At 67.5% G+C, this 11,770-nt stretch carries 11 protein-coding genes; 2 read left to right on the plus strand and 9 right to left on the minus strand.

The features are described 5' to 3' along the window. Positions 1 to 10 precede the first annotated feature (10 nt). The 6 genes from DK842_RS13580 to DK842_RS13605 are packed head-to-tail and all read right to left on the minus strand — an operon-like array spanning position 11 to position 7,176. Entirely contained in the window at positions 11 to 1,528 is a 1,518-nt protein-coding gene (locus DK842_RS13580) for a hydrogenase 4 subunit F (RefSeq protein WP_114061917.1), read from the minus strand. A 4-nt stretch (positions 1,529 to 1,532) separates the two neighbouring features. Further along, positions 1,533 to 2,183 (minus strand): hydrogenase 4 membrane subunit, encoded by a 651-nt coding sequence (gene hyfE / locus DK842_RS13585; protein ID WP_114061918.1) that lies wholly within the window; start codon positions 2,181 to 2,183, stop codon positions 1,533 to 1,535. Between the two features lie 10 nt (positions 2,184 to 2,193). Next, positions 2,194 to 3,633, minus strand: a complete 1,440-nt coding sequence (locus DK842_RS13590; RefSeq protein ID WP_114061919.1) for a hydrogenase 4 subunit D — start codon at positions 3,631 to 3,633, stop codon at positions 2,194 to 2,196. A gap of 9 nt (positions 3,634 to 3,642) precedes the next feature. Continuing rightward, positions 3,643 to 4,581, minus strand: coding sequence for a respiratory chain complex I subunit 1 family protein (locus DK842_RS13595; protein ID WP_114061920.1), 939 nt, complete (start codon positions 4,579 to 4,581; stop codon positions 3,643 to 3,645). Positions 4,582 to 4,591: 10 nt separating this feature from the next. Further along, entirely contained in the window at positions 4,592 to 6,613 is a 2,022-nt protein-coding gene (gene hyfB / locus DK842_RS13600; protein WP_114061921.1) for a hydrogenase 4 subunit B, read from the minus strand. Beyond that, a complete protein-coding gene (locus tag DK842_RS13605) occupies positions 6,610 to 7,176 on the minus strand; it encodes a 4Fe-4S dicluster domain-containing protein (protein WP_232538479.1) in 567 nt (188 codons plus the stop codon). Before DK842_RS13605 ends, hyfB begins: the two co-directional genes overlap by 4 nt. A 416-nt stretch (positions 7,177 to 7,592) precedes the next feature. Here DK842_RS13605 and DK842_RS13610 point away from each other — a divergent pair, with 416 nt between their 5' ends. Then, positions 7,593 to 8,471 carry a nitrilase-related carbon-nitrogen hydrolase gene (locus DK842_RS13610; RefSeq protein WP_114061923.1) on the plus strand — a complete coding sequence of 293 codons (879 nt, stop codon included), beginning with the start codon at positions 7,593 to 7,595 and terminating at the stop codon, positions 8,469 to 8,471. Positions 8,472 to 8,696: 225 nt separating this feature from the next. Beyond that, positions 8,697 to 9,269 carry a hypothetical protein gene (locus DK842_RS13615; RefSeq protein WP_145964037.1) on the plus strand — a complete coding sequence of 191 codons (573 nt, stop codon included), beginning with the start codon at positions 8,697 to 8,699 and terminating at the stop codon, positions 9,267 to 9,269. Between the two features lie 81 nt (positions 9,270 to 9,350). Here DK842_RS13615 and hypE read toward each other — a convergent pair whose 3' ends face one another. The 3 genes from hypE to DK842_RS13630 are packed head-to-tail and all read right to left on the minus strand — an operon-like array spanning position 9,351 to position 11,770. After that, positions 9,351 to 10,382, minus strand: a complete 1,032-nt coding sequence (gene hypE / locus DK842_RS13620; RefSeq protein ID WP_114061925.1) for a hydrogenase expression/formation protein HypE — start codon at positions 10,380 to 10,382, stop codon at positions 9,351 to 9,353. Continuing rightward, positions 10,379 to 11,518: a hydrogenase formation protein HypD gene (gene hypD / locus DK842_RS13625; protein WP_114061926.1), complete on the minus strand. Its 1,140-nt coding sequence runs from the start codon at positions 11,516 to 11,518 to the stop codon at positions 10,379 to 10,381. Before hypD ends, hypE begins: the two co-directional genes overlap by 4 nt. A gap of 9 nt (positions 11,519 to 11,527) precedes the next feature. Further along, positions 11,528 to 11,770: a HypC/HybG/HupF family hydrogenase formation chaperone gene (locus tag DK842_RS13630; RefSeq protein ID WP_114061927.1), complete on the minus strand. Its 243-nt coding sequence runs from the start codon at positions 11,768 to 11,770 to the stop codon at positions 11,528 to 11,530.

Below are 11,770 nucleotides of genomic sequence, written 5' to 3' on the forward strand. Positions count from 1 at the left end.
CTCCCAGGCCTCAGCGGATGGCTACAGGGTGGTCGGCTGCGGCCAGCACCAGCTGGCTGGCCTCGCGCAGCAGGGTTTGCAGGCTGTCCGGCATGAACAGGCCTATCGCCAGCATGGCCAGCATCAGCAGGATCAGCGGCAGCAGCGTCAGCCAGCCGGCCTCGCCCGGCTCCACCTCGTCCGGAGCGGGGCCGAACAAGATCGCCGCCAGCATGCGCGCGAGTCCCGCCAGCACGATGGTCAACAGCAGCAGCACGACGACGGTGAGCGCGACATGGCCCTGGCTGAAGCCGGCCGCCACGATCAGGAACTCGCTGTAGAACACGTTGAACGGCGGGATGCCGCCCAGCGCCAGCGCGCCGGCGCCGAACAGCATGGCCGTCAGCGGCGCGGCGCGCAGCAGGCCCTTGACCGAGTCCATGTCCGGCGTGCCGTACTTGAGCAGCACATTGCCGGAGCCGCAGAACAGCAGCGCCTTGGCCAGGCTGTGGTTGACGGTGTGGAACAGCGCCGCCATCACGCCCAGCGGGCCGCCCAGGCCCAGGGCGATGGCGATCAGCCCCATGTTCTCCACGCTGGAATAGGCCAGCAGCCGCTTGATGTGGCGCTGCGACAGGATGAACAGCGCGGCCACCGCCACCGACATCAGGCCGAAAACCAGCAGCAGCGTTTCCGAGAAACCCGGCCCCAGCGCGCGCGCGGCCAGCATGTGGAAGCGGATCACGATCAGCAGCGCGCAGTTGAGCAGCACGGCGGACAGCAGCGCGCTGATCGGGCTGGGGGCCTCGCTGTGCGCGTCCGGCAGCCAGGCGTGCATGGGGAAGAAGCCGGCCTTGGTGCCGAAGCCGATCAGCACAAAGACGAAGGCGATGCGCGTCAGCGCCGGGTCCAGCCGATGGGCCATGGCCAGCAGCGTGGTCCATTGCGCCGCGCCGCCGTGGTCGCCCAGCAGGCTGGCGGCGTTGGAATAGACCAGCACCACGCCGTACAGGCCGAAGGCCACGCCCACGGTGCAGATCACCATGTATTTCCAGGCGGCCTCCAGCGAGGAGCGCTGGCCGTAAAAGCCCACCAGGAAGGCCGAGCCCAGCGTGGTGGCTTCCACCGCCACCCACATCATGATGACGTTGTTGGCGGTGACGGCCAGCAGCATGGTGAACAGGAACAGCTGGAAGAGGGCATAGAAACCGGCCAGCCGTTCCGGCCCCACCTCGCCATGCTCCCGCTCATGGCGCATATAACCCACCGCGTACAGGCCGGTGGCGAAACCGAGCACGCCGATCAGCGCCAGAAACAAGGCGCCCAGCGCGTCGACGCGCAGCCAGCCGTCCAGCGCCGCCAGCGGTCCGCCGCTTACGACCCCTACGCAGGCGGCCAGCGACAGCGCCAGCAGCAACGACACGCTGGCCAGATGCAGCGCGGCGGCCAGCCTGGCGCCGCCCGCGCCCGCCAGCCGGCTGCCCGCGCACAGCGCGGAGGCGGCGAGCGGAATCAACAACAGCAGAACAAGCCAATGCGTAGCAGTCATGGCCTCAGCCCTTCAAAGCGGTCAGTTGCCGCACGTCCAGCGTTTGCAGCGTGCGATGAATGCGGCGCGCCAGCAGCGCCATGATCAGCACCGCGCACACCGCGTCGGTGGCGATGCCTATCTCCACCACCTCAGGCGCCTTGCCGGCCATCAGCGCCAGCGTCAGGTGGGCGCCGTTCTCCATCAGGCAGTAGCCGAAAATCTGCTTGAGGATGTTGCCCGAGGTGACGATGCAGGCCAGGCCCAGCAGGAAGTGGCCCAGCGACACCGCCAGCGCCGGCTTCAACTGCGCCACGACCGCCAGCCGCACGGCATCCACCGCGTACCAGCTGACCAGCACGATCAGCGCCGCCAGCACGGCCATCCAGGCCGGGCCGAGCAAGCCTTTCAGCGCCGGATCGTCCGGCAGCGGGCCCAGCAGCTTGATCAGGATCAGCGGCGCCAGCACCACCTTGGTGACGAAGGCCGAAGCCGCCCACAGCGTCAGCTCGTGAGAGCCCTGCGCAATGGCCAGCGCCAGGAACACGCCCACCAGCGTCAGCGATTGCAAGACATAGAGCCAGGCGGCCGTCGCCACGCGATTGGCGCAAATCACCAATAGCGAAGTGACGATCAACAGCCCGGCCAGGTTGTTGACGATCAGCATGCCGTCCATCCTCGCCTCCTCAAGCCAGCCACGCCGCGGCGATGAAGCTGGAAGCCAGACTCATCGCCAGCAGCGCGGCCAGCACGGTTTTCATTTGCCAAGGCAGCGGCTGGGCCGCGGCCACCACAGGGGACGGTTCGCCCGGCACCGTCTTGCCGAACCAGCGCAGGAACCAGGCGAAGCTGGCCACCGATTCCGCCATCGCCAGCAGCATCAGCGGCAGCAGCCACGGTTCGCCGGCCGATAACTGGAAGCCGGCGGCGAAGATGGCGAACTTGCTGAAGAAGCCGTTGAACGGCGGCACGCCGGCAATAGCCAGCGCGGCCACGCAAAAGCTCGCGCCCAATAGCGGCGCGCCGCGCAACAGGCCGCGCAAGGACGGCAGCAGCCGCGTGCCGCAGCTGTAGCTGAGCGCGCCGGCCACCAGGAAGAACAGGCTCTTGGCGAAGGCGTGGTTGAAGATGTGGGCGATGGCGCCGTTGAAGGCCAGGCGCGAGCCGAAGGCCGACAGCGACAGGGCCAGGAAGATGTAGGACAACTGGGTGATGGTGGAGTAGGCCAACAGCCGCTTCATGTCGGTTTGCGGCAGATACATCCAGAAGCCGTACAGCAGCGTGACGGTGGCCATCACCGCGCCCACCCAGCCCACCAGGTGCGGCACGCTGCCGGCGGCGTCCAGCGCGCGGGCGAAGATGTAGACGCCCACCTTCACCATGGAGGCCGCGTGCAGATAGGCGGACACCGGCGTCGGGGCCTCCATCGCGTCCGGCAGCCACATGTGCAGCGGCAGCTGGGCCGATTTGCCCCAGGCCGCCCACAGCACGCCCAGCAGCACCACGACCTTGGCGGCATCCGGCAGCGCCGAGATCGCGGAGAGGCTGAAGCTGCCGCTATGCGCGAACAGCCAGCCGGCGGCCAGGTACAGGCCCAGCGAGCCGGCATGGGTGATCAGCAAGGCTTTCAAGGCAGACTGCAGCGCCTTGGGCTTCTGGTAATAGCCGATCAGCCCCCAGGAACAGGCGCCGGTAATCTCGAAGCACACCAACTGGCCCAAGAGGGTGGACGACAGCACCAGGCCGGCCATCGCGCCGATGAACACCAGCAGGTAGGCGTAGTAGCGCGGCGCGGCGGCGTGCGGATGCTCGCGGTTGGCCGGCGTCATGTAGGCGGTGGAGTAAAGCGCCACCAGAAAGCCCAGCCCCACCACGGCCATGCCTATCAGCGTGCTGAGCCGGTCTACGGCCAGGCCCAACAGCTCGATGCCGTTGAAGCTGAGCAAGGGGTAGTGCGCGGCCATGCCGCCGGCCGTTTTGAAGGCCGCGGCCAGCCAGATGGCGCCTATGGTCGCCAGCAGCGCGAACAGCGGCGCCAGGAAGCGGCCGGCTGGGCGCGGGCTGGCCAATACCAGGGCCGCGCCTAGGAAGGGCAGCAGGATGGTCGCCAGAGCGAGTGGTTCCATGAATGCTCCTTAAAGACCGGTGAGATAGAAAGCAAAGGACAGCGCGGCCAGGCCGAAGCCCACCCAGGTGACGCGCGCGGTGAGCAGGAAGCGGCCGCGCGCCATGCTGTTCTCGATGACGGAGGCGATGAGGAACACCGCCAGCAGCTTGAGCGGCAGCCAGGCCGCTGCGGCCAGCAGCGCGGCCGGCGCCAGGCTGTCGGCCGCGCCCAGCGGCAGGAACACGCCCAGCATGAACTGCGCCAGCACCACTTTCTTCAGCGCCAGGCCGAGTTTCAACAGCGCCAGCGAGGGGCCGGAGTATTCGGTCAGCGGGCCTTCCTGCAACTCCTGCTCGGCTTCGGCCAAGTCGAAGGGCAGCTTGCCCATCTCGATGAACACGGCGAAGGCGAAAGCGGCCAGCGCCAGGCCGATGGCGGCCGGCGACTGCAGATAGCTGCCGGACATGCCGGTGGCGATGGCGCCCAGATTGGTGCTGCCCTCGATCAAGGCCACCACCAGCAGCGAGAGCATCATCGTCGGCTCCACCAGAATGCCCAGCGTCAGCTCGCGGCCCGCGCCGATGCCGGCGAATGAACTGCCGGAATCCACGCCGGACAGGGCGAAGAAAAAGCGCGCCAAGCCGAACAGGTAGACGAAGGTGATCAAGTCGGCCAGCGGGCCGGCCGGCGAGTGGCGGGTGAGCGCCGGCAGCGCCATCGCCAGCATCAGCATGGCGGACAGCTGCACCGCCGGCGCCAGGCGGAAGGCGAGGCCGGCCCGGCCCGGCGCCACATCCTGGCGGCGGAACAGCTTGAAAATGTCGCGGTAGTCCTGCAGCACGCCGGGGCCGCGCCGCGAATGCATGCGGGCGCGGATCATCCGCGACACGCCGGTGAACAGCGGCGCCAGCGCCAGCAGCAGCGCGGCTTGCGCGACGGCCAGAGGGAGGGATGGCAAGGGGTGCATGGTGGTTCTCCTAGCGCGCGGCGATCAAGAGCAGCGCCAATAGCGCGATCACCACGTACAGGCAGTACAGGCGGAAATCGCCGTGCTGCAGCCAGCGGACGCGGGCCGCCAGCCTGTCCGCCCAGCGGGCGATGGGCAGGGTCAGCGCCCGGTCCCACAGCGGCTCGGCGCGGCTGGCCCCGGCGATGGTCTTCTCCAGCGCGGCGTCCAGCCTGGCGGCCGGCGACAACTGGCCGCGCAGGCGGTAAAGCGGGGCGAACATATGCGCCACCGGCTGGGTCAGACCTTGCGGGCCGACCGACATCGACGCTTCCTGCGCATAGCCGCAGGCCCAGGCATCGCCCTGCTGGCGGCGGGCCAGCCGCGCGCCGCGCAGGATGGACAAGGCCAGCAGCACGCACAAGGGCAGCGAGATCAGCAATACCGCCAACAGCGGCATGGACACCATGGTTTGGGCATGCAGGCCGGGATGGATGGCCAGGCCTTCCGTCACGGAGGCCGGCGCGGCATGCGTCAAGGACGCCGCCACATTGGCCATCAGCGGCGACACCGCGCTCGCGCCCACGCCTAGCAGCAACAGCGCCAGCGCGGCCAGCAGCATCGCCGCGCGCATGGGCAACGGCACCTCGGTCGCCTCCGCGGCATGGCGGCTGCGCGGCGCGCCGGAGAAGCACATGCCGTAAGCCTTGACGAAGGCCATGGCCGCCAGCGCGCCGGTCAAGGCCAGCATCACCATGGCCAGCGGCCCGGTCAGCCGCAGCGCGAAGCCGGCGTCCTGGCTGACGGCGAACAGCGTCTGGTAGGTGAACCACTCGGACACGAAGCCGTTGAACGGCGGCAGCGCGCAGATGGCCAGGCTGCCGGCCAGGAAGCTCAGCGCCGTCCACGGCATGCGCGAGGCCAGCCCGCCCAGCCGCTCCATGTCCTTGCTGTGGGCGCGGTAAAGGATGGAACCCGCGCCCATGAACAGCAGGCCCTTGAACAGCGCGTGGTTGAGCAGGTGGTAGCCGGCGGCGACAAAGCCCAGGGCCGCCAGCAGCGGCTGATGCTCGGCCAGGCCCAGCATGCCCGCGCCCACGCCCAACAGGATGATGCCGACGTTCTCCACGGTGGAGTAGGCCAGCAGCCTTTTCAGGTCCTGCTCGGCCAGCGCGTACAACACGCCCAGCACCGCGGAGGCGCCGCCTATGGCCAGCACCAAGAGGCCCCACCAGGCGGCGCGCGCGCCCAGGATGTCGACGCCCACCTTGATGATGCCGAACACGCCTATCTTCACCATCACGCCGGACATGAGGGCCGAGGCGTGCGAGGGCGCGGCCGGGTGGGCGCGCGGCAGCCAGCCGTGCAGCGGCGCCATGCCTGCCTTGGCGCCGAAGCCGAACAGGGCCAGCAGGAACACCGCGGAGGCGAGCGGGCCGTCCAGCTTCAAGGCGCGGAAGCTGTCGAAGTCCAGGCTGCCGCTTTGCGCGTACAGGAGGAAAAAGGCGGTCAGGATCAGCACCGAGCCGGCGTGGGCGATCAGGAAGTACAGGAAGCCCGCGTTCACCGCCTCCTCGTCCTGCTCGAAAATCACCAGGAAGTAAGACGCCAGCGACATCGCCTCGAATAGGATCAGGAAGTAAAACGCGTTGTCCATCGCCACCAGCCCTGTCATCGAGGCGATGAAGGCATTGGCGAAGAATCCCATCGCGCCGACGCCGCGGCCGCGGTATTCCCGCACATACGACCAGCCATACAGCGAGGCGAGCAGCGTCAGCGCCGAAATGGCCAGCAGCAGCAGCGCGGCCAGCGGGTCCAGCCGCGCGGCGAAATGGGCGAATGCGAACGGTCCGTCCATCACCAAGCGTTCTACCGTCCCGCTTTGCAATACCGGCAGCGAGGCGGCCAGTCCGCAGGCCGCGCCGGCGATGCCGAACAGCGACGACGCGGCGATGGCCAGCGTTTCCAGGCGGGCCAGCAGCAGGCTGAGCAGCGCGCCCGCGCCGTACAGACAGACGGCCAGCAACAGCCATTGCAGGGGCGCGAGGCTCATGGTCTTTCCTCCGGCATGTCCCACTCCGCGCCCAGCGCGAACAGCGCCGCCTGGCGGCGGACATCGGCGGCGCGCGCGAGCGCATCGTTGTCTTCCAGCCGCAGCGCCCGCGTCGGGCACACCCGCATGCATTCCGGGCCATCGGCCAGGCCCTGGCACAGGTCGCACTTGATGGCGATGGCCTTCACGCCAGGCTCCCAGGCCAAGAGCGGCGACAGCGTGGCGTTGCTGTCGCGCGGGGCGGCGGCCGGCTCGGTTTCCGCCGGCGGCGCTTGCCAGCTAGGACTGACGGCGGCCACGCCACCGCACGGCGTGCCGGAGAGCTGGATGGCGCCGAAAGGGCAGGCGATGGCGCACAGCTTGCAGCCTATGCACAGCGTTTCATTGAGATCGACGGAATGGCCGGACAGCGAGATCGCCGCCACCGGACAGACGCGCGCGCAAGGCGCGTCGTCGCAATGGCGGCACAGCACCGGCGCGGTGACGGCGGCCGTGCGGGTGACGGCCAGCCGCGGATGCGCCTGCAGGCCGGCCGCGCGGTGCAGCGCGGAACAGGCGGCCATGCAGGTATGGCATCCATTGCAAAGCTCGGGCTCTGCAATGACGAAGCGGTTCATGATTCCCCCAAGTAAAGCCAGGCGGGGCCCGGGATGGCTTATGGCTTGCAGGAGGCGTGCCAGATTGGATTCTTGATTGGATCTCTTTGTTTTCAGCGGCTTGCGCGCGCGCCGGCGTCGGATGTGTCGTGTCGATGCGGTGTCGGCGGGTAAGGGATGTCGTCAGAAGTGACGAGGATTTATGGATTGGGACGCGAAGGGGAGCATGCCGCCCGGGCAACGTTCCGGTCCCATCTGGCTTGCCGTCTGGCGGGAATCGGTTTGCGGGCGGCGCATCTGTCCGATGATGGAACTCGTTCTTCGAACCCATCTCTACCCTTAATGTGCCAAGGATGCGGCCCACTTTGCAAAGGAAGAGAGCGATGCCACAAGAGTCCTGTCCGGTAGACCATTTGTCCAGCGCAGTCAGCGTGGCTTGCTGTCAGCTGGCGCCTGTTTTCGGTGATATCTCAGGCAATATGCGCCGCAGCCGCGACATTCTGATGCGGGCGGCGGATATGGGCGCTCAATTGGCGGTCTTGCCGGAACTGGCGAATACCGGCTATGCATTTTCCAATCGAGATGAGGCAAGGGGCCTTGCTCAATCCGACGCGGGGGAGTGCGTGAGCGAATGGCGAGAGTTGGCCGCGCAACTGGATTTGATCGTGGTCGCCGGCTTTTGCGAGGGAGATGGGGACGGGTTGTACAATAGCGCGGTGCTGCTGACGCCAGATGGCCGCCAAGCGCGCTATCGCAAAGCCCACCTGTGGGATGGCGAGAAGAGGATTTTCGATTTAGGTTGCCAGCCTCCGCCGGTGGTGGAAACGGCAATAGGCCGCCTTGGGGTGATGATTTGTTACGACCTGGAAATCCCCGAGTGGGTACGCCTGCCCGCGCTGGAAGGCGCCGATCTGCTCTGTGTTCCGGTCAATTGGCCCGTCCTGCCGCAACATCGCGAAGCGCTTCCAATAGAGGTGATCAAGGCGCAAGCCAATGCCGCGTTCAACCGCTTGCCGGTGGCGGTATGCGACCGCGCTGGCCACGAGCGGGGAATAGACTGGGCGGGCTGCTCGCTGATCACCGATGCGGACGGCTGCAAGTTGGCGCTGGCGAGCCGCCAAGAACAGGCCGGGGCTGATGAGATCGTTTTCGCTCAGATCGATCTGCGCGCCAGTCGCGACAAACATATCAGCCGGCATAATCATGTGCTGTCGGATCGTAGGCCAGACTTATACGGCAAACTTCATGGCACTGCGATTTAGACCCGCTAGCCCGCCCTGCTCCAGCGTTGCGCCTCCTTGTCGCACGCCTTGTACGGCCTGCGTCGGCGCGCCTTGGCTCAGGTTCTTGGCGAGGGTTTTGTTAGCTGCCTTAGTCGGTTATTGGCAATAGTACCGCTGCGATAGAAGGAATGAGAGGGCTGGCAGGCGTAAACTATGCGTTTTGCTTGTTGCGCCGCCTGCCGCGGCCGTTTCCGAATCGCCGACATGAAAAACGCTTTCGCTTTCCTCGCCTGTTCCTTTCTCGTTTCTGGCTGCGCCGATCTGCAGCAGCACGCCACCAAGATCGCCGATGAGACCCTCCGCGCGATGAACGCGCAGTCCAGTCCGTCCGCTCAAACCTCCACGTCTTCGGGCCGCGCCGAGACGCCGGCCGCATCGGTTTCCCTGGGCATGGATTTGAGGCCGATATTGACTTGCCAGTCCAAGGGCTACGATCTGGATGCCTTGCGCCGCAATCTGAAGCGGAGCCCGGCGGTGAGCCGGAGTTTCGTCACTCGCGATGAGGAGTCGATTTACGTTCTGCGCCCGGGCGTAAGCATCAATGGGCTGCCGGTTTCTTATATCGCGGTGTGGGGAATCATGAATTCCGGCACCGGGAGTTCGGTCGTGGCGATGACGGATCGCTCGGTTGCCGCGGTCGGGAAGGCGATGAAGATGAAAAACCAGAAGCCGCGCTCCGGGTATTTCACCTTTGTCAAAAACATGAAGCTGGACTTCGCCGGGGGCAAGCGGCTGACGCAGTTCGGCTGCGTCCTCGCCTCGCTGGATGAGGAGTGAGGCCAAGCCGACCGGGGGGAAAGGTTTAGCCCGGCTGGCATAGGAGAGGACGATCGCCCCGGACGGCGGGCATCGCCTCGATCAGCAAATCCTCGGCAGTTGCTCGCCGTTGATCCAGTCCACCATCCGTCGTCCCCCGAAGGCGGTTTCCATCTGCGCGAACCGGTTTGAGTCGGCGACAGCTTCGCCGATGATCGCCGCGTCGCGTCCTCGCGGGTGGGCGCGCATCGCGGCCAGCAGCGCGTCGGCGTCCTCCGGCGCGCACACGGCCACCAGCTTGCCCTCGTTGGCCACGTAGAGCGGGTCCAGGCCCAGCAGTTCGCAGGCGGCGGCCACTTCTTGCCGTATCGGCAGCGCGGATTCGCGGATCCGCATGCCGCAGCCGGCTTGCTGGGCGAATTCGTTCAGCACCGCCGCCAGGCCGCCGCGCGTCGGGTCGCGCAGGCAGCGGACATCCGGCGCGGCGCGCAGCATGTCCGCCACCAGCGTGTGCAGGGCGGCGCTGTCGGACTGCAAGGCGGTTTCAAAGCCCAGGTTTTCGCGCAAGGACATGATGGCCACGCCGTGGTCGCCCAGGTGGCCTGACAGCAGGATTTTGTCGCCGGGCCGGATGCGGCGCGGCGAGATGGCTATGCCGGCCGGCGCATGGCCGACGCCGGTGGTGGAAATGAACACGCCGTCGCCCTTGCCTTGCTGCACCACCTTGGTGTCGCCGGTGACGATGGCGACGTTCGCCTCGCGCGCGGCGGCGGCCATGGACTGGACGATCCGGCGCAGATCGGCCAGCGGGAAGCCTTCCTCCAGAATGAAGCCGGCGGTCAGATACAGCGGCGCGCCGCCGCACATCGCCACATCGTTGACGGTGCCGTGCACCGCCAGGCTGCCGATGTCTCCGCCGGGGAAGAACAGCGGCGAGACGACATGGCTGTCGGTGGCCAAGATCAGCCGGCTGTCGGCCGGCGGCATGGGCAGGGCGGCGCCGTCGTGCTGCGCGCCCAGATAGCCGTTGTCGAACTCGGCGACGAACAGCTGCTCGATCAGCTTGGCCATCGCCCTGCCGCCGCTGCCGTGGCTGAGGTCCACCCGGCCGTGGGCAAAGTCTATGCGGTTCATGCCGCGTCTCCGTTGTGATCGGCCGCGCGGAAGCGGCCATAGGTGAAATGGGCGGCGCAAGCGCCTTCGGACGACACCATACAGGCGCCCAGCGGCCGCTCCGGCGTGCAGGCGGTTCCAAAGGCGCGGCAGTCGGCCGGCTGTTTTTGGCCGCGCAGGATGGCGGCGCACTCGCAGGCCTTGTGGTCCGGCACTTGGCGGTAGGGCAGGGCAAAGCGCTGTTCGGCGTCCAGGTCCGCGTATTCCTCGCGGATGCGCAAGGCGCTCAGCGGCACTGTGCCCAGGCCGCGCCAGTCGTATTCGTCGCGCAGCTCGAATACTTGTTCGCATATCGCCTGCGCCTTGCGGTTTCCCTCGCGGCTGACCACGCGGCTGAACTGGTTTTCCACTTCGGCGCGGCCTGCGTTGAGCTGGCGCGCCAGCATGAGGATGGACTGCATCACGTCCAGCGGTTCGAAGCCGGAAATCACCACCGGCCGGCGATAGCGGGCGGCGAAGCTCTCGTACGCGCCGTAGCCTATCACCGTGCTGACGTGGGCCGGGCCGATGAAGCCGTCCAGCGCCACCGCGTCCGGGTCGCCTTGCGACTCTATGATGTGAACCATGGCGGCAGGGGTGAGCACGTGGTTGCAGAACACGCTGAAATTGGCCAGGCCCAGTTGCTGCGCGCGCAGGATGACGGCGGCGGTGGGCGGGGTGGTGGTTTCGAAGCCGATCGCGAAAAAGACGACTTGCCGCTCCGGATTCGCCTGGGCGATGGCCAGCGCGTCGCCGCAGCTGTAGACCATGCGCACGTCGGCGCCGGCGGCGCGGGCCTTGAGCAGGGAAACGCCCCCGCTGGCCGGCACGCGCAGGGTGTCGGCATAGGTGCACAGGATCAGGCCCGGCTCGCGCGCCAGCGCGATGGCGCTGTCGATGCGGCCGGCGGGCAGCACGCACACCGGGCAGCCGGGGCCGTGGATCAGACGGATGTTGGCGGGCAAGAGATCCGGCAGGCCGTAGCGGGCGATGGCGTGGGTGTGGCCGCCGCAGAATTCCATCAGCCGGTATGGCCGCGCCGGATCGGCCTCGGCATGGATGGCGGCGGCCAGCCGCCGCGCCAGTTCGCCGTCGCGGAACGCTTCAATGTATTTCATCTGGTTTTCCTAGCGGTAGGCCGCGGGGTTGTCCGGCATGGCGCCCATTTCGGCCAGCAGCGCCAGCGTGCGCTCGGCCTCGGCCGGGTCCAGCCTGCCGATGGCGAAGCCGACGTGGACGATCAGGTAGTCGCCTACCCGCGCGGCGTCCACCAGCGCGGTGGAAATGATCTTGTGCACGCCGCCCAGCTCCACCCTGGCTTGGTCGGGCTCCAGGACTTCGGTGACGCGGGCGGGAATGGCCAGGCACAT

The sequence above is a fragment of the Chromobacterium phragmitis genome (assembly GCF_003325475.1).
In the GTDB taxonomy this organism is placed as follows: Bacteria; Pseudomonadota; Gammaproteobacteria; order Burkholderiales; family Chromobacteriaceae; genus Chromobacterium; species Chromobacterium phragmitis.